The 26,142-nt window shown below is 60.1% G+C and carries 21 protein-coding genes and 1 tRNA gene; 21 read left to right on the forward strand and 1 reads right to left on the reverse strand.

Annotated elements, in window-relative coordinates; all coding sequences use genetic code 11:
• Window positions 1-91: 91 nt before the first annotated feature.
• The 19 genes from AAY81_RS02210 (at window position 92) to AAY81_RS02300 (ending at window position 22,667) form a co-directional block, all read left to right on the forward strand.
• On the forward strand, window positions 92-997 hold the full coding sequence (locus AAY81_RS02210) for a molybdate ABC transporter substrate-binding protein (RefSeq protein WP_066660829.1): 906 nt from the start codon (window positions 92-94) through the stop codon (window positions 995-997).
• A gap of 72 nt (window positions 998-1,069) precedes the next feature.
• Window positions 1,070-2,434 (forward strand): molybdate ABC transporter permease subunit, encoded by a 1,365-nt coding sequence (gene modB, locus AAY81_RS02215; protein WP_240480611.1) that lies wholly within the window; start codon window positions 1,070-1,072, stop codon window positions 2,432-2,434.
• A 41-nt stretch (window positions 2,435-2,475) separates the two neighbouring features.
• The gene (locus AAY81_RS02220; protein WP_066660832.1) at window positions 2,476-3,588 is read left to right on the forward strand and encodes a sulfate/molybdate ABC transporter ATP-binding protein; all 1,113 of its coding nucleotides are present in this window, start codon (window positions 2,476-2,478) and stop codon (window positions 3,586-3,588) included.
• Window positions 3,589-3,710: 122 nt separating this feature from the next.
• Complete coding sequence (gene moaA, locus AAY81_RS02225; protein ID WP_066660834.1) at window positions 3,711-4,724, forward strand: GTP 3',8-cyclase MoaA; 1,014 nt, start codon at window positions 3,711-3,713, stop codon at window positions 4,722-4,724.
• A gap of 62 nt (window positions 4,725-4,786) precedes the next feature.
• Window positions 4,787-5,278, forward strand: coding sequence for a cyclic pyranopterin monophosphate synthase MoaC (moaC, locus tag AAY81_RS02230; RefSeq protein ID WP_143117363.1), 492 nt, complete (start codon window positions 4,787-4,789; stop codon window positions 5,276-5,278).
• 173 nt (window positions 5,279-5,451) lie between these two features.
• Window positions 5,452-6,252 carry a YebC/PmpR family DNA-binding transcriptional regulator gene (locus tag AAY81_RS02235; RefSeq protein ID WP_066660838.1) on the forward strand — a complete coding sequence of 267 codons (801 nt, stop codon included), beginning with the start codon at window positions 5,452-5,454 and terminating at the stop codon, window positions 6,250-6,252.
• 278 nt (window positions 6,253-6,530) lie between these two features.
• On the forward strand, window positions 6,531-7,400 hold the full coding sequence (locus tag AAY81_RS02240) for an FtsB family cell division protein (protein ID WP_066660840.1): 870 nt from the start codon (window positions 6,531-6,533) through the stop codon (window positions 7,398-7,400).
• Window positions 7,401-7,407: 7 nt separating this feature from the next.
• Entirely contained in the window at window positions 7,408-8,346 is a 939-nt protein-coding gene (locus AAY81_RS02245) for a Ppx/GppA phosphatase family protein (protein WP_066660842.1), read from the forward strand.
• A 43-nt stretch (window positions 8,347-8,389) separates the two neighbouring features.
• Window positions 8,390-8,474: transfer RNA gene (locus AAY81_RS02250), tRNA-Leu, on the forward strand.
• 535 nt (window positions 8,475-9,009) lie between these two features.
• Window positions 9,010-10,122, forward strand: coding sequence for a polyprenyl synthetase family protein (locus AAY81_RS02255; protein WP_420838407.1), 1,113 nt, complete (start codon window positions 9,010-9,012; stop codon window positions 10,120-10,122).
• A gap of 86 nt (window positions 10,123-10,208) precedes the next feature.
• Window positions 10,209-11,102 (forward strand): peptidoglycan-binding domain-containing protein, encoded by an 894-nt coding sequence (locus AAY81_RS02260; RefSeq protein WP_240480612.1) that lies wholly within the window; start codon window positions 10,209-10,211, stop codon window positions 11,100-11,102.
• Between the two features lie 22 nt (window positions 11,103-11,124).
• Window positions 11,125-12,489 (forward strand): bifunctional UDP-N-acetylglucosamine diphosphorylase/glucosamine-1-phosphate N-acetyltransferase GlmU, encoded by a 1,365-nt coding sequence (gene glmU, locus AAY81_RS02265; protein ID WP_066660854.1) that lies wholly within the window; start codon window positions 11,125-11,127, stop codon window positions 12,487-12,489.
• 35 nt (window positions 12,490-12,524) lie between these two features.
• Window positions 12,525-13,490, forward strand: a complete 966-nt coding sequence (locus AAY81_RS02270) for a ribose-phosphate diphosphokinase (RefSeq protein WP_205630839.1) — start codon at window positions 12,525-12,527, stop codon at window positions 13,488-13,490.
• 151 nt (window positions 13,491-13,641) lie between these two features.
• Complete coding sequence (locus AAY81_RS02275) at window positions 13,642-14,712, forward strand: DUF6994 family protein (RefSeq protein ID WP_074777251.1); 1,071 nt, start codon at window positions 13,642-13,644, stop codon at window positions 14,710-14,712.
• Window positions 14,713-14,719: 7 nt separating this feature from the next.
• Window positions 14,720-15,277, forward strand: a complete 558-nt coding sequence (gene pth, locus AAY81_RS02280; protein WP_066660856.1) for an aminoacyl-tRNA hydrolase — start codon at window positions 14,720-14,722, stop codon at window positions 15,275-15,277.
• A 132-nt stretch (window positions 15,278-15,409) separates the two neighbouring features.
• The gene (recJ, locus tag AAY81_RS02285; RefSeq protein ID WP_066660862.1) at window positions 15,410-18,763 is read left to right on the forward strand and encodes a single-stranded-DNA-specific exonuclease RecJ; all 3,354 of its coding nucleotides are present in this window, start codon (window positions 15,410-15,412) and stop codon (window positions 18,761-18,763) included.
• Window positions 18,764-18,766: 3 nt separating this feature from the next.
• The gene (locus AAY81_RS02290) at window positions 18,767-21,196 is read left to right on the forward strand and encodes a RelA/SpoT family protein (protein WP_082867811.1); all 2,430 of its coding nucleotides are present in this window, start codon (window positions 18,767-18,769) and stop codon (window positions 21,194-21,196) included.
• Between the two features lie 29 nt (window positions 21,197-21,225).
• Window positions 21,226-21,897 carry an MBL fold metallo-hydrolase gene (locus AAY81_RS02295; protein ID WP_066660864.1) on the forward strand — a complete coding sequence of 224 codons (672 nt, stop codon included), beginning with the start codon at window positions 21,226-21,228 and terminating at the stop codon, window positions 21,895-21,897.
• A gap of 140 nt (window positions 21,898-22,037) precedes the next feature.
• Window positions 22,038-22,667, forward strand: coding sequence for a DUF47 domain-containing protein (locus AAY81_RS02300; RefSeq protein ID WP_066660867.1), 630 nt, complete (start codon window positions 22,038-22,040; stop codon window positions 22,665-22,667).
• Window positions 22,668-22,684: 17 nt separating this feature from the next.
• Here AAY81_RS02300 and AAY81_RS02305 read toward each other — a convergent pair whose 3' ends face one another.
• Window positions 22,685-23,458, reverse strand: coding sequence for a trimeric intracellular cation channel family protein (locus AAY81_RS02305; protein ID WP_066660870.1), 774 nt, complete (start codon window positions 23,456-23,458; stop codon window positions 22,685-22,687).
• Window positions 23,459-23,669: 211 nt separating this feature from the next.
• On the opposite strand from AAY81_RS02305, the gene AAY81_RS02310 reads away from it, so the two are divergent.
• Together AAY81_RS02310 and AAY81_RS02315 are read left to right on the forward strand one after the other, a co-directional pair.
• Complete coding sequence (locus AAY81_RS02310) at window positions 23,670-24,950, forward strand: aspartate kinase (RefSeq protein ID WP_066660873.1); 1,281 nt, start codon at window positions 23,670-23,672, stop codon at window positions 24,948-24,950.
• A 45-nt stretch (window positions 24,951-24,995) separates the two neighbouring features.
• A complete protein-coding gene (locus AAY81_RS02315) occupies window positions 24,996-26,036 on the forward strand; it encodes an aspartate-semialdehyde dehydrogenase (RefSeq protein WP_082868007.1) in 1,041 nt (346 codons plus the stop codon).
• The last annotated feature ends 106 nt before the right edge of the window (window positions 26,037-26,142 follow it).

A 26,142-nucleotide genomic window follows, 5' to 3' on the forward strand; every position in this document is an offset into this window, starting at 1 on the left:
TTATTCTTCGTTGACAATAATCATAAACAGAAATAATATTTCCGTCATTGAATAATCGATGTTGTTGGTTGGAAAGGGAAGGTTCGTATTGATGAAGAAATATAAGGGTCTCATTTCCGTGGTGCTGGGTGCTGCGCTCGTGGCCGCGCTGGCACTCGCGGGCTGTGCTTCGAACAACGCCAGCTCCAATGCTGGTTCCTCTTCGAGCGACCAGGGTACCGAAAGCACGCATGAAGCTGTGACGCTGCAGATCTTCGCGGCGAATTCTCTTTCCAAGGCCATGGAAGAAGAAGAGGCGCTCTACACTCAGACGCATGAATGGGTGACGTTTGCCGATACGCAGTACAAGTCTTCGGGCGAGCTGAACGAGCTGCTCGAGGGTGGCGCTACGGCCGACATTCTCATCAGTGCCTCCAAGAGCAAGATGGACGCCGCCGAGCAGGCTGGCTACATCGATGCCACCACGCGCTTCGATATGTTCAAGAACGACCTGGTCATGGTTACTTCCGAAAGCAATACCGAGATCACGAGCTGCACCCTTGAGGACATCGCCGCTGGCAAGTACAAGATTGGCGTGGGCGATGAATCGGTTCCTGCTGGCAACTATGCCTGCCAGTCTCTTTCCACGGTGGGCTGCTACACCGAGCCCGACGGCTCCACGGGCAAGGATGCCTCTGGTACGGGCGGTGAATTCTCGGGCGCCCTGGCGGCCGATGGCATGGTTTCGCTGCAGACCAGCGTGGGTAACGTATGCAAGCTGGCTCAGTCCGGTGACGTGGACATTGCCTTCGTGTACACCTCCGACGTGTATCGCTTTGGCGGCGTGAAAGTCGTGGGAACGGTTCCCTCCGACACGCATAAGAACATCATCTATCCCGCTGCCATTACTTCGATGGCTTCCAATTCCGCAGAGGCTCAGGCGTTCCTCGATTGGTGCGTCACCGATGCCGACGCTCTGGAAATCTGGCAGAAATGGGGCTTCGAACTCGCTGCATAATGTAGTAACCTACATACGGTTTTGAAGATGGGGGCTGGCGTATGCTGGCCCTCATTTCTGATAGGAATGGTAATGACGATACGAACACGCTTGCTTTCCCTGGTAATGGCCGCGGTGCTTGCCGCGTCCTGCGTTGCGCCGATGCTTGCGTATGCCGACGACGATTTGGGGGATGTCGACACGCCGCGCGTTTCCGTCACATCGCAGCAGGCAACGGACTCCTTCGAGGGCGTGACGGTTTCGGCCGACAATGCAGCGGCAACGCTTGATGGATGCGATTTCGCGCTGTCCGATTTCAAGCGCGCCCAGACGGGAAGCAATCGCGATATCGATGGCGCATATTGCGGTTATGCCTTCTACGAAGGTTCGAGTGCTTATTCGGTGGTGTTCATTGCAATGTCCGATTACGCGGTCGTCTACCTAAGTCCGGAAGCGGCCCAGCAGATTGGCTATGGCGATTCGTCGGGCGATGCGGCGGCCTCGCTGCTTTCCCTGCTGTGCGCACTCGATAGCGCGAATGCATCAGGTGGGGCAACGCTTAACGCCGATGTTACGTGTTATGTCACGACTGAGACGCGCTATGTGGTCGACGGTGTGGCGTTCACGTTCAATCAGGAGCTTTCGGACGGGCGTTTCTATGCGTGCGTGATGGGGGAGGACGGAAGCGACGTCACCGACTCCAGCAACGCGCGCTATGCGAAGCCCACGCATGCCTCTTTCGCCAACGTTGTTGCGTCCGACCAGGCAACGATCGTCGCGCAGCCCTCAATGTGGGAATCTCTTGGCACGTTCCTCTCTACGCTCGACTATTCGCCGCTGTGGGTTACGCTGCGCACTACGCTCACGGCCATCGTGTTCATCTTTGTGCTGGGCCTTGCCGCGGCGTACTTCTGCCTGCGCATGCCTTCGCGCGTGCGTGACATCTTCGACGCCATCTTCACCATCCCCATGGTGCTACCGCCCACGGTGTGCGGCTTTCTGCTACTGCTTTGCCTGGGAAACAACACGGCAGTGGGGCGCTGGTTCATCGACATTGGCTTCCCACTCATCTTCAGCTGGCCGGCAACGGTCATCGCCGCGGTAGTTGTGGCCTTCCCGCTCATGTACCGCAGCGCGCGTGGTGCCTTCGAAAGCCTCGATCCGAACATGCTTGATGCGGCGCGTACGCTTGGCTGGAGCGATGCTCGCGTGTTCTTCCGTCTTATGCTGCCGCTTTCCTGGAGCAATATCGCCTCGGGTACCGTGCTCGCGTTTGCTCGCGCGCTGGGCGAATTCGGCGCTACGTTGTTCCTGGCGGGCAATTACCTGGGCGTTACGCGCACCATTCCCATCGCCATCTACTTCGAGTGGATGAACGGCAACACCGACGTGGCCATCTTCTGGACCATCGTCATCATGATCTTCAGCTTCGTTGTCATTCTGTTCATCAACCTGTAGGATAGGCATACTACGCGCTACCGGAAGGGGGCGGCTGAATAATGAGCCTTGAGGTCGATATTCGCAAGCGATACGGCTCGTTCCAGCTCGACGTTGCCTTCCAAGCGGGGGACGAGACCTTTGGCCTGCTAGGTGCCAGCGGCTGCGGCAAGAGCTTGACCATGCGCTGCATTGCGGGCATTGATACGCCCGACGAGGGTCGTATCGTGGTGAACGGCACGACGTTCTTCGATAGCGCGCAGGGCATCAATCTGTCGCCGCAGAAGCGCAAGACGGCGCTCTTGTTCCAGAGCTACATGCTCTTTCCGAACCTTACCGTAGAGCAGAACGTTGCCGCTGGCGTCGATCGCAGCTTACCGCCCGAGGAACGAGCGCGCATTGTCGAGGCCGAGCTCGTGCGCTTCGACGTCATTGCGTTTGCCAAGCGCTATCCGTCTCAGCTTTCCGGTGGTCAGCAGCAGCGCGTGGCGCTTGCTCGCATGCTTGCGGCGCGTCCGGGAATCCTCATGCTCGACGAGCCGTTTTCGGCGCTCGATGCACATTTGAAGACACTGCTCGAGCAGAGCCTGGTGGGTCTGTTCGATTCGTTCGACGGCACCATCATCTACGTAAGCCACGATATCGACGAGGCGTTGCACTTCTGCGATCGCATTGCCGTGGTCGAGGCGGGGCACATCATGGAAATAGACGCGGGTCGCGAGCTCATCGACGATCCGAAGAGCCTGGCCGGCATCAAGCTGTCGGGGTGCAAGAACGCCCTTTCGTGCGAGCGCGTGTCCCCAACGCGCCTGTTCTGCCCTTCGTGGGGCATCGAGATCGATGCCATGCGTCCCATTCCGTCCGATATCAAGGCGTTTGGCGTGCGCGCATTTCGCCTGGAGCGAGCTTCCGAGCCTGGCCCCAATGTGTATCGCGTGCGCGTAGACCGCGTGAGCGACTCGCGCTACGATCGCTCGGCCTTGCTGCGCTTCCTAGATCGCGAGGAGGGCGCACAGGAGCTGGTGGGCGAGAACCAGGAGGAAATGCGCTACTTGCATCAGCGTCTGTTCTGGCGCGTCGACACGCTGAAGGAGCCACGCGATTCTTGGCCCGAGCTGGGCGAGGAGCTGCTCATTCGCATCCCTCCCGAAAGCCTGTATCTGGTAAGCCGCTAGAGGTGTCCGCGTTGCCGTGTGGCGGGTTGCCGTTCGCGGTTAACCGTACGGTATAGCCGCTTGATTATGCGTTTTCTTCGCCTATAATCTCACGGGAGAATAGAGACGAGAAAGGTGAGCCTATGAAGGATAACCATGGGCGCACAATCGATTATCTGCGCGTGTCGCTAACCGACCGCTGCAATCTGCGTTGCATCTACTGCATGCCCGCCGAGGGCATCGCCCAGGTGCCGCATGATGAGATTTTGCGTTACAACGAAATCGTCGAGTTAGTTGAAGCTGCAGCTCAGCTGGGCATCAAGCGCGTGCGCCTTACGGGTGGCGAGCCCCTGGTGCGCAAGGGCGTCGTAGACCTGGTCCGCGACATTTGCGCCATTCCCGGCATCAAGGACGTATCGCTTACCACGAACGGCATCCTCCTTGGCCGCATGGCTGAAGACTTGCGGGCGGCAGGCTTGGGGCGCGTCAACATCTCCCTCGACACGCTCGACGAGGAAACGTATCGTCGCGTTACCCGCGGTGGCAACATCCACCAGGTGCTTGAGGGCATCGATGCCGCGTTGCGTGTGGGATTCAACCCCGTGAAGGTGAACGCCGTTGCCGTGCGCAGCATGAACCAGGATTATTTCGCGTTTGCGCGCATGAGCGTCGATCGCCCGTTGCACATGCGCTTCATCGAGTACATGCCCGTGGGCGATTCGGCGGGTAGCTGCGGGTCTGGTTGGGGCCCCGAAGACGTGGTAAGCGTGGACGAGATCCGCGAGAGCATCAATGCTGCGGCCATTGATGCTGGCATGGAGCCACTGCGTCCCGTGGAGGATTCCAGCAAGCCCGAAGGTGGCGGCCCTGCTCGCTATTGGGAATTCCCCGGCGCAAAGGGCACGGTGGGGTTCATCTCGCCGCTGTCGCGCCATTTCTGCGGCGACTGCAATCGCCTGCGGCTCACGTCTACGGGTGGTATTCGTCCCTGCCTGTTTTCCGACGAGGAATACAATGTGCGCGATGCCGTGCGTTACGGCACGAAGGACGACGTTCGGTCGGTACTCATGCAGGCGCTGGGTGCCAAGCCCGAAGAGCATCACGAAGGCGACCACGCACGCGCCACGGAAAAGAACATGAACGCCATCGGCGGCTAGGCATGAATGCATGCCCTTGTGGGCGATGGTTCGATACGAAGCAATTGCGAATGGAGCAAACAATGGAACTCACTCATATCGATGAGCAGGGTCAGGTACGTATGGTTGACGTAAGCGAAAAGCCCGATACGGTGCGCATTGCCGTAGCCGAGGGTTTCATTTCCATGAAACCCGAAACGCTCGAGCTCATCGTGGAAGGCAAGGCTGCCAAGGGCGACGTGCTTGCGTGCGCACGCGTGGCGGGCATTATGGCTGGCAAGCAGACCAGCTCCATCATTCCCATGTGCCACCCGCTGCTCATTACGAAGTCAAAGGTGGAGTGCACTCCCGTGCGCGCGGGCGAGCGTGCCGATGGTCGCGTGGGCATTCACATCACCTCGACGTTTGGCGTTACCGGCAAGACGGGCATCGAGATGGAGGCCCTTACCGCCGCCAGCGTGGCCTGCCTTACCGTGTACGACATGTGCAAGGCGGTCGACCGCGGCATGGAAATCATGGACGTGCGCCTGCTCAAGAAGGACGGCGGCAAGTCTGGCCTGTGGGAGCGCGCATAGTTTTTCTTCTTGCGAATGTTGCCTCGAATGGCGCGCCCTGGCTGTTCTGTCTGTACGTACGCTGTAGAGATGGGCAGCTGGGGCGCGTAGTGCGTTGCCCTGTGCTACACTAGGCAATTGCGTTTTGTGCATACGCGCACGCAAAGCATCAACGAGTATTCGAAGGGAGTGCTATGTCAGGGCATTCTAAGTGGGCAACCACCAAGCACCGCAAGGCGGCCCAGGACGCCAAGCGTTCGGCGCTGTTCGGTAAACTTTCCCGCAACATCACCGTTGCGGCTAAGGAAGGGGGCGACCCCAACCCCGACAACAACGCATCCCTGGCGGCCGCCATCGAAAAGGCGAAGGGCTATTCCCTTCCCAAGGATAAGATCAAGACCGCTATCGACAAGGCGTTCGGCACCGGCAAGGATGCCGCTTCGTACGAGTCGGTAATCTACGAGGGCTATGGCCCCGCGGGCATCGCCATCTACTGCGAAGCTCTTACCGACAACCGCAACCGTACGGCTGCCGACGTTCGTAGCGCCTTCACGCATGCGGGCGGCAACCTGGGTACCAGCGGCTCCGTTGCGTTCATGTTCGAGCGCAAGGGTCAGATCATGGTTCCGAAGGAAATCGAAGGCGGCAAGAAGGAGGGCATGAAGCCCAACGGTACCGCCGGCGATGAGGAAGAGTTCATGATGACCGTCGACGAAGCCGGCGGCAAGGACTACGAAGACGCCGACGACCAGTGGATCGTCTACACCGCTCCTTCCGACCTCATGGCCGTGAAGAAGGCGCTGGAGGCTGCGGGCGTTGAAACGCAGGGCGCCGAATTCATCATGGAGCCCACCACGCCTACGCAGGTGAGCGCTTCCGACGCCAAGAAGGTCATGCGTCTGGTCGACCGTCTGGAAGAGCTCGAAGACCTCCAGAGCGTGTACCATACCATGGATATCACCGACGAAATCGCCGCTGCCCTGGAAGAGGAATAGCGCTACATTCGTCGCTGCTTGAAGGCACTCACGCGCATAGGTTCGCGTGGGTGCCTTTTTCATTTCAAAAATGTTGAATTCGTAGCTTTCGAATGTAGGGGCGGAAATTGAATCGCCCCAGGTAGATTGCGTTTCCGATGCATTTGTGCCGTGCGGTTATGAATTCGCGTCCGATTTGCAATCCACCTGGATTGCCCCTCCCTGCGCGTGATAAGATAAGGCCACCGAAGCATTACACGCACTATAAACCAACTACAATGCTCAAGGGGTCTGTTCAGGTGTCTAGCCAAGCGCATATCGTCGATTTCGAAACTGCGAAATCCGCATCCCGCGCACGTCGTGGCTACAAATCCTCCGTTGCCGCAAATTCGGGTGCACGCGCCCGCTTCGTTTCGGGCGAAGACTATCGCGCTTCCGCCGAAGAGCGTCTTCAGGCGCGCATGTCGGCGCGTGGCGGCAAGAGTGCATCCCGTTCTGCTCATCGCAGCGCTTCCCGGCGCAGCCAGGAAGCCTCCGAGCCGGCCCAGACCCATCCTAAGCAAAGCGCATTTCAGAAGCATCGTCATGATGCGCGCAAGAAGAAGGCATCGCGTGCCTTCGATCGCTTCGTGCAAGACCAGCCTGCAACGCCAACGGAATCGGGCCCTCGTGCGGCCGTGTACCGTGGCCAGATGGGCTCTACGCATCGCAAGTCGGCGCGCATGCAGAACGAGCGTTCTTCGATGCAGCGAGCCAATTCGGCATCTGCGCGCAAGGCGTCGCATAAGGTGCGCATGGCCGTGGCCGTGCCGCTCACGGTCGTGGCATGCGTAGTTGCCTGTGCCGCATTCCTGTACGCTCCGGCGCGCGATTACTACACGGCCGTTCGCGATCAGGCGAAGATGGAGGCCGAGTACGTCATCGTGACGCAGGAGAACGAAGAGCTCCAGTCCGATGTAGCGAACCTTTCCACCGACGAGGGCATGGAAGATGCCGCGCGGCAGGGCTATGGCATGGTGCGCGAAGGCGAAACGTCCGTGCGCGTATCGGGGCTTTCCTCAGATAGCGCGTCCATCGATGTTTCGAGCCTTACTCCTTCAAGTGATATCAAGGCTCCCGATACCTGGTATTCGGGGGTGCTCGACGTTCTATTCGGCTATTCGGGATAGGAGCAGCATGGGTCGCTATGCAGCTATTGATATCGGCACGGTCACGTGCCGTTTGTTTATCGCGGATGTTGACGAGGGCGGATTGCACGAGCTGGTGCGCCGCTCTTCCATTGTGAATCTGGGCGAGGGCGTTGATGCGACGGGCGTATTGAAGCCCCAGGCCATGGAGCGTGTGCGTGCATGCGTGGCCCAGTACCAGGAGATTATCGAATCGTACGCTTCACCCGATTGCCCCATCGCCCTTACAGCTGTGGCTACGTCTGCGTCGCGCGATGCGGAAAACGCCGACGAGTTCGCACGTATCCTGGCGGGGGAGGGCGTGCAGCTTTCCGTTATTCCCGGTACGCGCGAAGCGGCTCTTTCCTTCATGGGCGCCTCGTGTGATTTCGCGGGCGAGCGCTTGCTGGTGGTTGATTCTGGTGGTGGCTCAACGGAGGTCATCGCGGGCGTTGGCGGCGAAGATCCTCTGGTGGCGCACTCGTTCGACATTGGCTGCCGTCGCGTGACCGAACGCCTTCTGGCGGGCGATCCGCCTACCGGCGAAGAGCTGCAGGCGGCGCGCGAGCTGTGCCAGCGTAACTTCCAGCCCTTCTTCGACCGCCTTGCCGACAGGGGCTTCGTGCCCGAGCGCATGGTGGCCGTCGCGGGTACGGCTACATCGGTCGTTTCCGTGCATGAGGCTATGGACCCATACGATTCCTCGCGCGTGCATGGCTATTGCGTATCGCGTGATGTGCTGCAGGTGGAAACGCGCCGTCTTGCGGGCATGACGCTCGAACAGCGCCGCACGGTTACGGGCTTGCAGCCCGACCGCGCTCCCGTCATCGTGGCGGGCATGGAAATCCTTGGTCAGGTGCTTGATTGCTCGGGGCTGGGGTCGTTCACGGTGAGCGAGTCCGACATCCTGCAAGGCATCATCATGGCGGCATCTTCGGGGCGCATGTAGCCTATCTGCTATCATGTCCTAAGCCCAAAGGGCGTTCTCATAGGGGAGCGTGGCGGAATTGGCATACGCAGCGGACTTAAAATCCGCCGCCGCAAGGCTTGTGGGTTCGAACCCCACCGCTCCTACCACTTACTTGTGCGTTAACCCCACGCGGTGGGGTTCGAACCGATGAGGTGGAAACGCGTGAAGCGGGGGCCGCAGTGCGGCCCCCGTAGCGTTTCGGTCGAGCGCGTAAGCGCGAGACAATGATTTTCGCGAAGCGAAAATAAGGAACCCCACCGCTCCTACCACTTACCTGTGCGTAAACCCCATGCGGTGGGGTTCGAACCGATGAGGTGGAAACGCGTGAAGCGGGGGCCGCAGTGCGGCCCCCGTAGCGTTTCGGTCGAGCGCGAAAGCGCGAGACAATGATTTTCGCGAAGCGAAAATGGGGAACCCCACCGCTCTTACCACTTACCTGTGCGTTAACCCCACGCGGTGGGGTTCGAACCTGCGTTCATCCCAATCGTCTGTGGGGTTAATGCGCCGTATTCGTGCACATGTGGATATATGCATTGTTTTGTATCCTATAATGCATTTTACGGGTTAGGCGATGCATGGGCATCGAAGTATTCAAGTGCTTGTTCCTGCGCTCGCATTGCGCCTTAACGTGTTATTTGCAAGGTGAGGGGTCGGGCACCGCATACGCCCGAGGAAGAGTTTCGCATCGTGAAGCAGCAGCCATCCGTTCGCGAGTTCGACGAATTTCTCGCAACCGTCGATTACGAATCCACCACGTTCGGGGAATATCTCGATCATTACGCCGACCAGGTGGGGGATCTTGTGAATACCTTCATTCCCGAAGGCACCCATCCCGACATGAACCGGTATCTGTATGGTCCGCTTTCCCGCTACAGCGAGAACGGCGGTAAGCGTCACCGTCCGCTCATTTGCTTTGCCGCGTGTCGCGCCGTTGGGGGCGATGTGAAGCGCGCCGTAAGCGCGGCCGCCGCCATCGAGCATTTCCATACGGCCGCCCTCATTCACGACGATATCGCCGACGAGGCGGAACTGCGTCGTGGCGTGCCCTGCCTGCACCTTACCGAGGGCATGGGCCTGGCCATCAACGCGGGCGATTTGGGCCTTACGCTGGTCAATGGCACCGTTGCGTTTGATCCGAACCTCGACGATTCCACGAAGATCCGCCTCATCACCGAACTCACCGAGATGACGCGCCGCACCATCGAAGGCCAGGCGCTCGATATCGGTTGGGCGCGCGATGGTCGTTACGACATCACGCCAGAAGATTACCTGGTCATGGCTACGCATAAGACGGCGCATTATTCGGGTGCCGTGCCGCTGGCCATTGGCGCCATCGTGGGCGGTGGCTCCGAAGCCGAAATCGAAGGCCTGCGTAATTACGGCCTCGATACGGGCCTGGCCTTCCAGATTCAAGACGACCTGCTCAACCTCATTGGCAGCGAGGAATCCACCAAGAAGGACTTCCGCAACGACATCACCGAGGGCAAGCGCACGCTGTGCGTGGTGCATGCGCTCCAGAATTCTCCGAAGCGCGACAGGCTCGTGGAGATTCTCAGCTCGCACGAGAAGGACCCTGCCATCCTGGAGGAAGCCGCTCAGATCATGCAGGATTCCGGCAGCATCGATTACGCGCGTGCTTATGCGGAAAACCTCACGAGCATCGCGAAGAATCGTCTGCTCGAGATTCTTGGCCCTTCGTCGGCGCGCGATCTGCTCATTTCGATGGCCGACTGGTTCGTCAACCGTTTGAATTAGCCCCTTCGTTCATAGGGAACGTATGAAAGCACGCCCCAGGCATGTTCTTGGCATGTCTGGGGCGTTACAATGCGGGTATGGATACAATGCAAAAAAACGACACGGGCGCTGGTGTTCTCGACGTTCAGCAGAAGCTCGCGGAATTGAATTTTCTGGCAGATAGCCAGGTCACCGGTACATACGACGACGCCACTGGCGTCGCCGTTTCTGCGTTTTGCCAGGCCAATGGCCTGCCTGCTACTACCCAGGTGAACGAGAAGGTGTGGGCTGCGTTGCTCGACGCCACGTTCCATCTGGGCGATCGCACGCTGTACCTGCGCATGCCCTACTTCCACGGCAACGATGTCAAGCAGCTCCAGAATGCGCTGAATGCCCTGGGCTTTGCCTGCAACGACGATGGCATCTTTGGCGCATACACGGAACTCGCCCTGCGCAAGTTCCAGCTGAACATGGGCCTGCCCTCCGATGGCATCGCTGGCGCGTTCACGTATCGCGCCGTGCATAATCTGCATCATTCCTGGGAAGGCAAGCCTGGCCCCCAGGCGGCCGTGCATCTGGGCTTCGCCCGCGCTTCCGATGTGCTCGAGCGCAATGCGCTCTGCTTGTTCGGAACCGATTCGTTCACGCGTTCCGTAGCGGCGCGCATGTCGAACCTGGCCCTTGCCACGAATCCCGCATCGAAGATCGTGAGCGCCGATTCCCTGCTCGTTGCCCCCGATGAGGACATGCTCCTCGTGCAAATCGTGGTGGGGCAGGAAGGCGCCCAGCAGAGCGTCCCCTTCGTTACGTTTGACGAAGAGGAAACGCTTGGCCTGCGTTTGCGCACCGCCATGGGCGCTGCCACGCAGACGCCGCCGCGCATCGCCATCAGCCTGCCCTCTGCGCAGTGGCAGGATGCTGGCGAAGGCCGCTCTGCGCAGCACTATGCCATCGCCCTGCTTGATGCCATTTGCGCTGCGCTTTCCCTTGAAACCGAGTAATAAACGCAGGAAGAAGGACGGAATGGAAGCTTCCGCGATTATATTGGCCGCGGGTGAAGGCACCCGCATGAAGTCGCGTCACCCCAAGGTAAGCCACAAGCTCCTGGGGCGCCCGCTGGTGCGTTGGGTCGTCGAGGCCGCGCACGATGCCGGCATTGGCCGCATCGTTACCGTGCTGGGTCATGCGCGCGAGGTTGTCGAGTCCATCGTGGCCGACACCAATATCGTCATTCAGCAGGAACAGCGTGGTACGGCCGATGCCGTTATGGCCTGCGCTTCGGAATTCCAGGGCGTCACCGGCTCGCTGCTGGTGCTTTCGGGCGACAGCCCGCTCATCACGCCCGAAACGCTTTCCGCTTTGGTTGCTGCACGCGAGCAAGACGATGCTGGCGTCGTGGTTCTTACCATGCAGCCTGCCGACCCTACGGGGTACGGTCGCATCGTGCGTGATGCTGCGGGTCAGGTAGAGCGCATTGTCGAGCAGAAGGATTGCACGCCCGAAGAGGCGCTTATCGGCGAATGCAACTCGGGCTTCTACTGCTTCGATGCGCAGCTGCTGTTCCAGGCGCTTTCCAAGGTGGGCACCAACAACGCCCAAGGCGAGTTCTATCTTACCGACGTTATCGAGATCGCCCGTAACGAAGGCCGTTCTGTTCTGGGCTTCTGCGCGGCCGATTCCAACGAGTGCCTGGGCATCAATACGCGCGTACAGCTGGCGCAGGCGTCGCAGGTCATGCAGCGTCGCATCAACGAGCGCCATATGCTGGCGGGCGTTACCATGACCGATCCTTCCACCGTGTGGATTGGCCCCGATGTAAAGCTTGCCCAGGACGTCGAGATTCTTCCCATGACCACGCTTCTTGGCGCGGTCGAGGTTGGCCCCGACACGGTTCTGGGCCCGAATACGCGCCTCACCGATACCACCGTTGGCGCTGGCTGCGTCATCGATGAGACGGTTGCCGTGGAAACGGTTATCGACGACGGTTGCACGTGCGGGCCGCGCGCGTACCTGCGCCCCGGCACGCATTTGTGCGAAGGTGCCAAGGCTGGTACGCACGTCGAAATCAAGAAATCCACCATTGGCCCTGGCAGCAAGGTTCCGCACCTGAGCTACATCGGCGACACCACCATGGCCGGCGGCGTGAACATTGGCGCTGGCTCCATTACCTGCAATTACGACGGCGAGCGCAAGTGGCCCACCGTTATCGGCGAGAATGCGTTCGTGGGTAGCGACACTATGATGGTGGCCCCCGTTACCATCGGTTCGCATGCGCTCGTGGGCGCTGGTTCGGTCATCACCGAAGACGTGCCCGATTGCGCGCTGGCCTTGGGCCGCGCCCGCCAGGTCGTGAAGGAACAATATCGTGCTCCCAAGCAGGAGCAATAGTAATAGCATCATTAGCTATGGGGAAGGTTGAAGCAATGGCTAACATCATCGACATGAAAAAGCAGATGAAGCTCTTCTCGGGGTCGGTGAATCGCGAGCTTGCCGAGCAGATCGCCAACGAGCTCAAGATGGACCTCGGCAACGTGAAGCTCGAGAAGTTCGCTAATGGCGAAATCTACGCTCGCTACCTGGAGAGCGTGCGCGGTTGCGACGTCTTCATCGTGCAGAGCGTTGCTGGCGAGCACATCAACGACGCGCTCATGGAGCTGCTCATCATGATTGATGCGGCAAAGCGCGCCAGCGCCCGCACCATTTCCGCCGTAATCACGCACTACGGCTACGCCCGCCAGGAGCGCAAGGCCGCTCCGCGTGAGCCCATTACCGCACGTCTGGTTGCCGATATGCTGGAAGCCGCCGGTGCTACGAACATGATTTCGGTCGACCTGCACCAGAACGCCATCCAGGGCTTCTTCGAGATTCCCGTGAACCACATGACGGCCATGGGCATCTTCGTCGACTACTTCAAGAACAAGGGCTGGGATCCCGACGAGGTGTGCGTCGTTTCCCCCGACGTGGGTCGTGCGAAGGCTGCCAAGAAGTTCCAGACCAAGCTTGATAGCAGCATCGCCATCATGCACAAGGACCGCCCGCGCCACAACCAGAGCGAGATCACGGCCCTCATTGGCGATGTCACTGACAAGATTTGCATCATCAACGACGACATGATCGATACGGCTGGCTCGCTGGTTGCCGCTGCCGACACGCTGAAGGCGAAGGGCGCCCGCGCGGTATACGCCTGCGCTACGCATGGCCTGTTCAGTGGCCCTGCCTACGAGCGCATCGCGAACTCTTCCATCGAGGAAGTCGTGGTCACGAACGCCGTGCCCGTTCCGCTCGAGCGCCAGAACGGCAAGATCAAGGTCCTCTCGGTGGCGCCTCTGTTCGCCAAGACGATCAAGAACGTGTTCGAATACGGCAGCGTAGCCGCTCTGTTCGAATAGCATTTCCCACATAGCCGGTTTCAGCGGAGCGTCCCCCTGTGGGGCGCTCCGTTTTTCGTGGGTGGACCGTTCGCTAGCTTATCAGGCTATTTGCGACTTGGTGAGTTATAATCGGATGCATTAACGGCGAACACGAATGGGGGAGATAGCCGTGGCAGGGTCTAGCATCGAAAAACTGTATGGCAAGAAGAAGTGCCAGGCGGCTTTTGCGCAGGGCATTCCGGCGAAGAAGCTCATCGATCAGCTCTCCGAAATGGTCGAAGACGAAGATTGCTTCGCTCAGGTGTTTAACGATGTCAGTTCCCAGCTGCGTAACTTCGAAGACTACGCTGGCCTGGAGGAATGGGCGCAGAAGATCGCCGCGTACAACGATCTGCGCAAGAAGGGCGCTCAGGTGCGTTTGCGCACGGCGGCCGACGCCTACGCTCTGATCGAGTACGAACGCGCCGCTCGCGTGATGACGCAGGGCACCTCTTATAACCCCGACGGCTCGATGGCCGAAATCGTCGATGCGGCCGCAGGCAAAGCGCAGGGCTGCACGTCGGAAATCGGCACGACTGAGGGCGGCATCGACCTGCAGTTCGTCTTCGACGAGGCTACTGCTCCGCGTGCTGCCGCCGTGCTGTACGCGTACCTGTGGAGCCCCGATTCCCTGAAGATGCTCGAGGGATCGTTCTGCTCGTGCACGCTGAATACCATCGATGCCTTGCTCGAACTGGGTGCCGAAGATGGTGCTGCCAAGCAGCTTGCCCTGCTTACGTACCTTTCGCATACCATTGGTAACTTCATGCCGGGCACGAATGCGGGTGGCAAGGGCCAGTTCAATGCCATGCGCGCCGAGCAAGAGCGCGTGCAGGGCTATTGGGACCTCACGCTCATGTGCATCAAGGCCTGGTATTCCAATATGCAGAACCCGCTTGGCTTCCCGCTGAAGAGCGGCGAAGCGTGGTGGAAGAGCTTTGGCGACTGGAATGGCTTCATCGACGCCAACTACCTGCAAGACTACGTAACGGTTGGCGAAGATGGCATCTATCAGGTTGTTCCGTTCTACGAGGGCCACAGCCTGGCTGCCCCCACGCCGCATGGTCCCGAGGTCGCGAAATGCATTCAAGCAATGAATGTGCGAATTATCGCGCGCGGTCTCCGCATGCGCTATGCTCTTTCCCAGCGAAATGCGAAGAGCGGCGATTTGAGCCTGTTCTTCAATTACCAGAAGAAGTAGGAGATTCATGTATTTGGTGGTTGGCCTGGGAAATCCTGGCGAAGAGTACGAGCATACGCGACATAATGCGGGCTTCGACACCGTCGATTGCCTTGCCGATTCGGCAGGGGCTCGCTATTGGAAGACGGAATGCGGCGCGCTCACTGCGAAGGGCTCCCTCGCAGGCGAAGACGTCCTGTTTGCCAAGCCCCAAAGCTACATGAACACATCGGGTGGCCCCGTGAAGCAGCTGTGCGCTGCCCATGGCGTGAAGCCCGATCACCTCATCGTCATCCACGACGATCTCGACATCGAACCTGGCAGCATTCGCGTGAAGTTCGGTGGCGGGCATGCGGGCCACAATGGCCTGCGGTCCATCTGCGACAAGCTCGGCACGCGCGATTGGTTCCGCGTTCGATGCGGCATTGGCCGCCCGCCTGGACGCATGGCCGTGGCCGATTACGTGCTCTCGCGTCCTCGCAAGCAGGCGGAAGACGAGTTCCGGGCAAGCGTGGAAACGGCGGCCCAGGCGGTTCCCTTCCTCATTGCGAACGGCCTGGAAAAGACGCAGCAGGAATTTAATTAGCTCATTCGGGGCGGAAGCGAAGCGGTTCGTTTCCGCCCCGCTTCTTTTGCTCCGCGCCCTCCCGCGTGGCAATGCCGCCCGCTTTGTGGGAAAATGGAAGCGAAACACGGTTACGCAGTTAGGTATACGCATATGACGGCTCGATTTTGCATTCGCACGGCCGACGAGGCCGCGGTCTCGGTATTGCAACGCACGCTCGATATCCCGCGGTTCATGGCGCGATCCATGGTTGCCCGCGGCATTTCAACGCCACAGCAGGCTACCGATTTTCTTTCCCCCTCGCTTGGGCGCGACTGGGCTAATCCGTACGCCATTCCCGGCATGAAGGAAGTGGCCGATGGCATGGAATCGGCCTTGCGCACGCACCGTCGCATTCTGGTATTCGGTGACTTTGACCTCGATGGCGTATCCGCCACCGCCGTGCTTACGCGTGGTCTGCGCGCATTGGGTGGCGATGTCGTGCCGTTTATTCCGCGTCGCAGCGACGAGGGCTACGGCCTTACCGACGCCGCCATCGAACGATTCATGCAGTTCCGCCCCGATGTGGTCATCACCGTCGACTGCGGCATCGCATGCCGCGAGGAAGTGAAGACGCTTCAGCATCGTGGGGTAGAGGTGTTCATCACCGACCATCACGAGCCGGCCGATTTGGTGCCCGTGGACGTGCCAGTGTGCGACCCGAAGATCGACGACGCGTGTGGCCAGAGCATGTTGGCGGGCGTGGGCGTTGCCCTGAAACTCGTGCAGGTGCTGGGTGCTCGCTTCGGCCAGCCGCATCTGTGGCGCGAGTATACCGACCTTGCCACGCTGGGTACGGTTGCCGACCTGGTTCCGCTCGTGCGCGACAATCGCGCCCTGGTGGCCGATGGCGTGTCGCGCATGAACGAGGCGCCGCGCCCCTCCATCGCCGCCTTGCTGGCGTGCGCTGGGGCGCTTGAAGCCCCCATCGCTTCCACGTCGCTATCGTTCAGTATCATTCCCCGCCTGAATGCGGCGGGGCGCATGGGTGATGCCGCTGCTGCGCTCGACCTGCTCTTGGAAGACGATTTCGACAAGGCGAGCCAGCTGGCGTCGGCCCTTGAAGGCATCAACGACCAGCGTCGCGCCATCGAACTCGAGCTCACGGAAATCGCCACGTTGCAGGCGCAGGAGTCCTACCATGGCCAGCGCGCCCTGGTGGTTGCCGGCAAGGGCTGGCACGAGGGAGTAAAGGGCATCGTGGCCAGCCGTCTGGTGCGCTCGTATGGCGTTCCCGTCATTTTGTTCACCATCGACGACGATGGCGTTGCCCGCGGAAGTGGCCGTAGCGTGGGCCAGGTCAACCTGTTCAAAGCCGTGGAAAGTACGGCCGATATCCTTACGCGCTTTGGTGGCCACGAGGCTGCGGTGGGCGTAACGCTTCCCGCGGATAGCTTAGACGCATTCTCCGAGCGCTTGTGCGCGTACATGGATTCGCTTCCCGAAGATAACTTCCATCCGCGCATCGACATCGATGCTTGCGTCGACTTGGACGAGCTCACGTTGGAAAACGTTGAGAAGCTGCAGCTCATGGCTCCCTTTGGCCAGGAAAACCGTCAGCCTCGACTGCTTGCGCGCAGCGTGTCGCTTGCTCGCACGCGCGCGGTGGGCGCCGACAAGAACCACTTGTCCACCATGCTCACCGACGGTCGCAATTCCTGTGCGGGCATTATGTTTCATTGTCCGAACATTCCGCAGCTCATGCATTGCGGATGCGTGGTCAACGCCGCGTTCGAGGTGCAGATCGACACATGGCGTGGTCGTCGTTCCGTGAAGGCCATGCTTTCGTCCATTTCCCCCGTGGAAACGTGCCGCGCGCTCGAGGCGTGCATTAGCCCCGATCACCGTAGCTATATGGATGGCCTCTTCGCCATCGACGAGGAAAGCGACGCATTCGGTGCCGCTCCGGAAGACGATGCCGAAGCCGATCAGATGGAGGCCGAACGCGAGCGTAATCGCCAGACGTGGGAGGAGCTCGCCCAGAGCGATCCCGATGCCCTGCGCAGGGCTATTGTCGAATCGTTCATCGGCGAAGGCAACGAACTGTTTGGCTCGCAGCGTCAGGTGCTCGATGCCCTGAAGGTCGGAAAGTCCACTATGGCCGTCATGGCCACGGGCCGTGGCAAGTCGCTTGTGTTCCAGGTGCACGCCACCATGTGCGCCCTTGCGAAGCACAAGGCCAGCCTGTTCGTGTATCCGCTGCGCGCGCTCATCGCCGATCAGGCGTACCATATCCGCCAAGCGCTTCAGCCGTTCGGCGTGAATGCCGAAGTGCTCACGGGCGAATCGGCGCCCGAAGAGCGCGAGCAGATTTTCCAGGGTCTGGCGAATGGCTCAGTTGACCTGGTGCTCACCACGCCCGAGTTCCTGTCTTTCCATGCCGACGAGTTCGCCCAGAGCGACCGCATCGGTTTCGTGGTGGTCGACGAGGCGCATCACGTGGGCCTGGCGAAGGCGGGCAATCGCGATGCGTATGCGAATCTCGATGCTGCCATTCGGAAGATGGGCGATCCCGTGGTGCTTGCGCTTACCGCAACGGCTCCTGAAAGCGTGGCCGCCGATATCAATCGCGTGCTGAACGTGGGCGAGCACGTGTTCGACCGCACGGAGCGAGAGAACCTCCACCTCGACGACCAGCGCAACATCAAGTTCCGTGACCCCTACGTGGCGAACCTCATTGCCACGGGCGAGAAGACGGTCGTGTACGTCAATTCACGCCAGCAATCGGTGGCGCTCGCCCGAACGCTGCGGAAACTCGTACCCAGCATGGCGCCGTTCATCGGCTTCTACAATGCGGGGCTTTCCCGTTCCGATCGCATGCATGTCGAGGAGATGTTCCGTACGGGCGCTCTTTCGGTGCTCATTTCCACGTCGTCATTCGGCGAGGGCGTGAACATTCCCAATATCCGTCACGTGGTCCTGTATCACATGCCGTTTAACGAGGTCGAGTTCAATCAGATGAGCGGCCGTGCGGGTCGCGATGGCAACGAGGCCTGGGTGCATGTGCTCTTTGGCGCGGCCGATGCCGGCATCAACGAGCAGATTCTGGGCGATGCCACGCCCAGCCACGATACGCTAGGTGCGTTCTATCGCGTGTTGAAGCGCATGGGCGACGCGCATGGCGAATCCTTCTTCCAGATTTCCGACGCGCAGCTGGCCGACGAAGTCGCTGCGTTCGATCCGCGCGTATGCGTTTCCGCGGCGTCGGCCTCGTGCGCCATTGCGGTCTTCCGCGAGCTGGGCCTCATAGAAACCGACAGCGCTGCCGAAGCGGGGTACCAGCGCTCGATTCGCATTGTTCCGGCCGATGGAAAGGTCGAGCTCACCGATAGCGTGCGCTATCGCGAGGGCCTCGACGAGATCGGCATCTTCCGTTCCTTCTGCGAGTGGGTCATGAGGAGCAGCGTTGCCGTGTTGCGGCAGCGCATTGCGCGACCCATTCTTCCCGACGAGAAAAGCCAGGGGTAGCGTATGAACGAAGCAAGTAAAAGCAACGATAGCCAGAAGGATATTCCCGAGGGCGAGCGCCTTCTGGGCGAGGCGCGCGAGCCCAATGGTGGTGCCGCTCGTTTTACCGATGGCTCTGATGGCCTTATCGGCCGCCCTCGTGCCTGCGAGCTTTCCATTGGCGATACGGTTGGTCTTGCCGACCCGGCCATGGTTACCGAGAATCGCACGCCTGAAGAGCGCTTCGCGTATCTGCAGGAAACCACGCGTTCGTATCTTTCGCAGGAAGACGAAGACCTGCTCGAGCGCGCATTCTTGTTTGCCCGCGATGCCCATGCGGGGCAGTGCCGCAAGAGCGGCGAGCCCTTCGTGTCGCATCCGGTGGAAGTTGCCATCGTGCTGGGCGATTTGCGCATGGATGTGGAAACCATTGCCGCGGCCTTGCTGCACGACGTGGTAGAGGACACCGAGGTCACGAAGGAAGACCTTGCCGAGGCCTTTAATGAGCCCATCGCCGAGTTGGTCGATGGCGTTACGAAGATCACGCGCATCGAGGTCGAGAACCTCTCCGACGAGCAGGCTCAGACCATCCGCAAGATGTTCGTCGCCATGAACAAGGACATCCGCGTCATCGTGATCAAGCTGGCCGACCGCCTGCATAATATGCGCACCCTTTCCGCTTTGCGTGAAGACAGGCGCATCTTCAAGGCGCGCGAGACGCTGGAAATCTATGCGCCCATTGCGCACCGCATGGGCATTAGCCAAATCAAGTGGGAACTCGAGGACCTGGCGTTTTTCTACCTCGAGCCCAACAAGTACAAGCAGATTTCGCGCATGGTGGCGGAAAGCCGCGTGGAGCGCGAGGAATATCTAGGCAATGTCATCGACATTCTGCGTGGCGAAATGGACAAGGTGCATATCAACTGCTCGGTTATGGGGCGTCCGAAGCACCTGTATTCCATCTATCGCAAGATGACCACGCGCGGCAAGGGCTTTTCGGAGATCTACGACCTCATTGCCGTGCGCATCATCGTCGATACGGTAGCGCAATGCTATTCCGCCCTGGGTGCGGTCCACAGCCTGTGGCACCCCATGCCTGGGCGCTTCAAGGACTACATTGCCATGCCGAAGTTCAACATGTACCAGAGCCTGCATACCACGGTCATTGGCCCGGCGGGTCGTCCGCTGGAAGTGCAGATTCGCACCGTTGAAATGCATCGCATGAGCGAATACGGCGTTGCCGCTCATTGGCGCTACAAGGAAGGCTCCAGCAGGGGAGACGCCAATTTCGACCAGCAGCTTGCCTGGTTGCGCCAGATGGTCGACTGGCAGGGCGAGACGCAGGACTCGCGCGAGTTCCTGAAGTCGCTGAAGGTCGACCTGGCTCCCAGCGAGGTGTTCGTGTTCACGCCCCAGGGCGACGCGATGCAGCTGCGTGCGGGCTCCACGCCCGTCGACTTTGCGTATGCCGTCCATACCGAAGTGGGCAACCATTGCGTGGGCGCGAAAGTGAATGGCTCCATCGTGCCGCTTTCCTACGAATTGCAGATGGGCGATCGCGTAGAGGTGCTTACGCAGAAGAGTGCTGGCCCCTCGCGCGACTGGATCGACCTGGTGAAGACGCCGCGTGCGCGCAGCAAGATCCGCGCGTACTTCACGCGCGCCTCCCGCAGCACCGACGTGCAGGAAGGCCACGAGCGTCTCACGCGCGAAATGCGCAAGCACGGCCTGGGCATTTCCAGCACCAATGGCGTGCGCGCCCTGAAGGCCGTGGCTGCCCAGATGGGCTTCAACGACACCGATGACATGCTCGTTGCCGTGGGCACGGGCAAGGAAAGCACGCAGGGCATCGCGAACCGCCTGCTGAAGATCCTTGCGGACAAGGGCAGCGAAGAGGTAGACGAGAAGACCCTGGGGAAGTCCGATTCTTCCACGGGCAAGTTGCCGCCCATGCTTACCTCGGTGCGCCATCCGAAGACCAAGAAGCAGTCGAAGCCCAGCAACGGCATCATCGTGAAGGGGCTCGATGGTGTGCTCGTGCGCCTGTCGCGCTGCTGCAACCCCGTGCCTGGCGACGACATCGTGGGCTTTATCACGCGCGGCCGTGGCGTGTCCGTGCATAGGCGCGATTGCCCCAACGCCACCAGCCTCATGGAGCATCCCGAGCGCATCATCGATGTGGAATGGGAAAACTCGCCCCATGGCAACACCACGTACAAGGTCGAGGTGCACATCGACGCCCTCGATCGCATGAACCTGCTGCGCGACGTGGTGGCCGTGCTTTCCGAGGCAGGGGCCAACGTACTTACGTCGTCTACGGCATCGCATCGTGACAGCATGGTGGAAATGCGCTTCCTGTTCCAGGTGGGCAGCGTTTCCTCCATCGAGCGCATCCTCACGAAGCTGAAGGATGTCGAAGGCGTGTTCGATGCGCATCGTATGATGCCGAAATAGGTTGCGCGCAAGCGCATGAAAGGAAGCTCATGGCGTTTAGCTACCATAAGGGAAACGAATCGTACGCAGTGAAGGGTGGATGCATTGACGTCCGCTATGTGGTGTTGGGTCCCATTGCGAACAACACGTACCTCATCGACGATGGGGAAGGGGGCGTGATTGTGGTCGACCCTTCGGCCAAGCCCCAGGCCATACTCGATGCCTGCAAGGGCTCGAAGATCTCGGCGTACTTCGTCACGCACTGCCATTGGGATCACGTGGGCGCACTGGCCACACTGGTTGACCAGGCTCCCGCTCCGGTGTATTGCGGTCGTATTGATGCCCCCTTGGTGGAGCGCGGGCAGCGTGCCTACGGTATGGAGATCGCCGGCTGCCCCGTGAGTAACCGCTTGGAAGACGGCGAATCGTTCCAGGTGGGCGGCGTTACGTGGAAGGCCATTCTCACGCCAGGCCATACGCCGGGCGGCATGTGCTATCTGGCTACGCACGGCACGCACCCGGGCGCCCCCGTGCTGCTTTCGGGCGATACGTTGTTCTGCGGCAGCATTGGCCGCACCGATTTCGAGGGCGGCAGCATGAAATCCATGCGCTCCTCGTTGCGCAAGCTCGGCAAGCTTTCCGACAAGACGATCGTGCTTCCCGGCCACAATGACGTAACGACCATTGGCAACGAACGCCGTCGCGTGCTCGAGGCGTTCTAAAACGCATTCCCATTTTTAAGCCGTTTTTAAGCGCGCGGCGGGATGCTGTCCCGTAAATTGCCTGGTATCAATGTGATGGCGGTAAAAGCAAATACGTTACAATGTGAACCTGCTTGTGAATACTGCCAGAGGAGAAGTGGATGGCACGCAAACAGAAATACGATTACTTCAAGGCGTTTGAGAGGCAGGCAGACCTTGCTTTGCAGGAAGCCGATTTGCTCATCGACGTAATCGAGAACTTCACCACGGCCGAAGCGGTGCGTGAGGTCATTCCGAAGGCTCATGAAATCGAGCATCGCGCTGACGAAATCAACCATGAAACGTACATGGCCATTGCCAAGTCGTTTATCACGCCCATCGATCGTGACGACATTCTTGCCATCGCGGGTGCGCTCGACGACGTCATTGATGACATCGAGGACATCATCAACCTGTTCTACATGATGGACGTGCACTTCATGCACAAGGACATCATTGGCGTGGCGCATCTGCTTCGCAAGAGCTGCGAAGCCCTGAAGCTCGCCATGAGCGAATTCCCCGACTTCCGCAAGTCCGCGGCGTTTTCGCAGGCCATCATCTCGGTCAACGATTTCGAGGAGCAGGCCGACGAGCTGCACGAGGAACTCATGCACAATCTGTTCACCGTCGATGCGGAAAACCCCATGCGCGTGGTCGTGTGGAGCCGTATCTTCCTGAAGCTGGAAAACTGTTGCGACGGCTGCGAGCACGTGGCCGACGTGCTCTCCACGGTGCTGCTGAAGAACGTATAGGCGCGCCTGAAAAAACGCTAGCGAAGGTGAAGCCGCTCCCGCCACGTGGGGCGGCTTTCTTGTGCCTGCTTGCGGCGCTGTGCCTCGTCGGCGAGGTTCTCGGGCGTGCGGCGCTTGTAGCGAATGGTGCGCACGGGCTGCGCCACCACGTCGGATACCGTTTGCGTGAGATCGTGCGCGGGAGTGGTATGCCAGCCGAACGCCATGGATCCAAAGCGGATGCCCATGATGAGCAGCAGGCAGATGATGGGCGACCACTCGTCGAGGATGTGGAAGCTCTTCATGACGGCGAAGATGGCGGTGCCCACCAGTGCGGCGGTGCCGTAGAGCGAGCCGGGGCGGAAGGCGTTGATCTGCTTGTTCATCATGATGTCGCGCATGACGCCGCCGCCGATGGAAACCACGGTGCCCAGTACCACGGCGGGTACGATGCCCAGGCCAGCGGAAAGGCCCTTGCCCGCGCTGATGATGGCCCACATGCCCACGGACAGGCCATCGACGATGTCGATGACGGGGTTCAGGTAGGTGGTTAGGCGCCCGAAGTAGAACACGATGAATGCCGTGATGACGCAGGCGATGATGAGTTCGGGGCGTTGGAATGCGTAGATGCCGTAATCTTGCAGCAGGATATCGCGCAGGATGCCGCCGAACAGGCCCATGATGATCGCGATGATCATGGTGCCGAAGAGGTCGTACTGGGCTCGCGACGCGCTCATGGAACCCGAGATGGCGCCTGTGATGGTGGCGAGCATTTCGAACCAGAATGGAATGGCGAGCACGACTTCGAGCACTGAAACCCCCTTTGCATACGTAACATCGTGCTGCCATCATACCCGCATGGCATGCGGTCGTACCAGCTTGCCGCCAAATCGCGAAGTACCTTCACGACGACTGGTTACGGCTTGTTTGTGCACTTTAGTCTGAAAAAGTGCCGCAGTCTGCAGACGGGTCCTTCGATGCTGGTATGATGTGGGTCGTCGAAGGTCGATCAGAAAGAACCAGATGGCTTTAATCGTAGCTAAATTCGGAGGCACTTCGGTTGCCTCTCCCGAGCGCATCAAAATGGTGGCGCGCCGTCTTATTGCCATGAAACAGGCTGGTAACGACGTTGTTGCCGTGGTGTCCGCCATGGGCAAGACCACCGACGAACTCGTCGGGCTGGCCTCGTCGCTTTCCAGCAACCCCCCTGCGCGCGAAATGGACCGCCTGCTTTCCACGGGCGAGCAGGTTTCCATGACGCTTCTGGCCATGGCCATCGAAACGCTGGGCTATCGCGCCATGAGCTTTTCGGGCCGCCAGGCGGGCATCGAAACCAATACCGAGCACGCCAAGGCGAAGATTCGCCTGGTGCATGCCGACCGCATCAAGAGCGCCATCGAGTCGGGCATCATTCCGGTAGTCGCCGGCTTCCAGGGCATCGACCAGAATGGCGATATCACCACGCTTGGTCGTGGCGGAAGCGACACCACCGCGGTTGCCGTTGCCTATGGCATTGGCGCCGATATGTGCGAAATCTATTCCGACGTCGACGGCATCTATACCGCCGACCCGCGCGTCGCTCCGCGTGCCAGCAAGCTCGATGTCATCAGTTACGAGGACATGCTCGAGCTTTCCAGCGCCGGTTCCGGCGTGCTTCAGAGCCGCGCGGTGGAATTCGCGCGCAAGTACCAAGTTGTCATTCATTCCCGCTCGGCGTTTTCCGATGCGCCGGGCACGTTGGTCAAGGAGGCCGATCCTATGATGGAACAGGCGGTCATTACGGGTATCGCCCATGACACGTCCGAGGTGAAGGTAACCATCCGCGATGCGGACGACACGCCCGGCATTGCCGCCAAGGTGTTTTCCTCGTTGGCCACGAACAACGTCAACGTCGACATGATCATCCAGAACGTCTCGGAAGACGGCCATACCGACATGACGTTCACCTGCCCCGAAGCCGACCTGCCGCGCGCCCGTTCCGTTGTGGAGCGCCTGCTGCCGAAGATTGGCGCGCGTGAGTACCTGGTCGACGAGAGCATCGCGAAGGTCTCCATCGTGGGCACGGGCATGAAGTCCAGCCCGGGCGTTGCCGCGAAGGCGTTCACCACGCTCGCGGAAAACAACGTGAACATCGAGCTCATCTCCACGAGCCCCATTCGCCTTTCCGTGGTTGTGAATGCCGAGCAGGTGGAGCTTGCCGTACGTTGCCTGCATACCGCGTTCGGCCTCGATGCCGATAGCGTGTTCGAGGAGACCATGCTTTCCGCCGAGGAGATTGCGGCCAAGAAGAACAAGGGTCGCTAGGCCCCTTTCAGAATTGCACGATAGGTTACGAAGGAGCGAATGTACATGGCGTGGACCAAAGAGATGCCGGCTAATCCCGTAGTTGCCGTTTGCGGCGCAACCGGCGCAGTGGGGCAGGAATTCCTGAAAGTCCTTCATGATGTTAATTTCCCCGCTTCCGAGGTACGCGCCTTGGCAAGCGCCCGTTCTGCGGGTAAGGAAGTTCCCTTTGAGGGTTGCGGCCTGCAGAAGCCGGGCAACCTGGTCGTGCAGGAAATGACCCCGGAAAGCTTCCAGGGCGTCGACATCGCGTTGTTCTCCGCAGGCGCTAGCGTGTCCAAGCAGCTGCGCGAGGCCGTGGTTGCCGCCGGCGCCGTCATGATCGACAACTCGAGCGCCTTCCGCATGGACGAAGACGTGCCCCTGGTGGTTCCCGAGGTCAATCCCGAAGACGTGGCCTGGCACAATGGCGTCATCGCGAACCCGAACTGCTCCACCATCGAAATGGTTGTTGCCCTGAAGCCCCTCGCCGAAATCGCTCCCATCAAGCGCGTGGTGGTTTCCACCTACCAGGCTGCCAGCGGCGCGGGCATGCCCGCCATGCTCGAGGTGCAGGAGCAGACGCGTCAGTACCTGGCCAACGAGCCCATGAAGGCCGAGGCATTCGCTCATCCCCTGGCGTTTAACTGCATTCCGCGCATCGACGTCATGCTCGAAGACGGTTCCACCAAGGAAGAGTGGAAGATGGTCGTGGAAACGAAGAAGATCATGCATGCCCCGGAAGTGGGCGTAAGCGCCACGTGCGTGCGCGTGCCCGTCATTCGCTGCCATGGCGAATCGCTGAACGTCGAGTTCGAAGCTCCCGTGTCGGTGCAGGCTGCCTACGACGCCTGGAAGGCTGCCCCCATGATCGAGGTCATGGACGATCCCGCTCAGGACGTGTACCCCATGCCTGGCGCGCTTGCCGGCACCGATCCGGTATACGTGGGCCGCGTGCGCGAAGACGCCTCCGTGCAAAACGGCCTGAATTTCTGGCTCGTCATGGATCAGATTCGCAAGGGTGCTGCGCTCAACGCCGTTCAGATTGCTCAGCTGCTCCTGCCGTAGGCGTTTTTTCATAGCTCTACTCAAGCCCTGTCGTCCATACGGCGGGGCTTTTCGTTTTCTCGCCCCCTTTATGTGCCCAAACTTGGAAAACCCCGCCAAATAGCTG

It is taken from the genome of Denitrobacterium detoxificans (assembly GCF_001643775.1).
GTDB lineage: Bacteria > Actinomycetota > Coriobacteriia > Coriobacteriales > Eggerthellaceae > Denitrobacterium > Denitrobacterium detoxificans.

Bases quoted from the DNA above. Each gene is read 5' to 3' on its own strand.
- AAY81_RS02210 (WP_066660829.1), top strand. From the start codon at position 92: ATGAAGAAATATAAGGGTCTCATTTCCGTGGTGCTGGGTGCTGCGCTC.
- modB (WP_240480611.1), top strand. From the start codon at position 1,070: ATGACGATACGAACACGCTTGCTTTCCCTGGTAATGGCCGCGGTGCTT.
- AAY81_RS02220 (WP_066660832.1), top strand. From the start codon at position 2,476: ATGAGCCTTGAGGTCGATATTCGCAAGCGATACGGCTCGTTCCAGCTC.
- moaA (WP_066660834.1), top strand. From the start codon at position 3,711: ATGAAGGATAACCATGGGCGCACAATCGATTATCTGCGCGTGTCGCTA.
- moaC (WP_143117363.1), top strand. From the start codon at position 4,787: ATGGAACTCACTCATATCGATGAGCAGGGTCAGGTACGTATGGTTGAC.
- AAY81_RS02235 (WP_066660838.1), top strand. From the start codon at position 5,452: ATGTCAGGGCATTCTAAGTGGGCAACCACCAAGCACCGCAAGGCGGCC.
- AAY81_RS02245 (WP_066660842.1), top strand. From the start codon at position 7,408: ATGGGTCGCTATGCAGCTATTGATATCGGCACGGTCACGTGCCGTTTG.
- AAY81_RS02260 (WP_240480612.1), top strand. From the start codon at position 10,209: ATGCAAAAAAACGACACGGGCGCTGGTGTTCTCGACGTTCAGCAGAAG.
- glmU (WP_066660854.1), top strand. From the start codon at position 11,125: ATGGAAGCTTCCGCGATTATATTGGCCGCGGGTGAAGGCACCCGCATG.
- AAY81_RS02270 (WP_205630839.1), top strand. From the start codon at position 12,525: ATGGCTAACATCATCGACATGAAAAAGCAGATGAAGCTCTTCTCGGGG.
- pth (WP_066660856.1), top strand. From the start codon at position 14,720: ATGTATTTGGTGGTTGGCCTGGGAAATCCTGGCGAAGAGTACGAGCAT.
- recJ (WP_066660862.1), top strand. From the start codon at position 15,410: ATGACGGCTCGATTTTGCATTCGCACGGCCGACGAGGCCGCGGTCTCG.
- AAY81_RS02290 (WP_082867811.1), top strand. From the start codon at position 18,767: ATGAACGAAGCAAGTAAAAGCAACGATAGCCAGAAGGATATTCCCGAG.
- AAY81_RS02295 (WP_066660864.1), top strand. From the start codon at position 21,226: ATGGCGTTTAGCTACCATAAGGGAAACGAATCGTACGCAGTGAAGGGT.
- AAY81_RS02300 (WP_066660867.1), top strand. From the start codon at position 22,038: ATGGCACGCAAACAGAAATACGATTACTTCAAGGCGTTTGAGAGGCAG.
- AAY81_RS02310 (WP_066660873.1), top strand. From the start codon at position 23,670: ATGGCTTTAATCGTAGCTAAATTCGGAGGCACTTCGGTTGCCTCTCCC.
- AAY81_RS02315 (WP_082868007.1), top strand. From the start codon at position 24,996: ATGGCGTGGACCAAAGAGATGCCGGCTAATCCCGTAGTTGCCGTTTGC.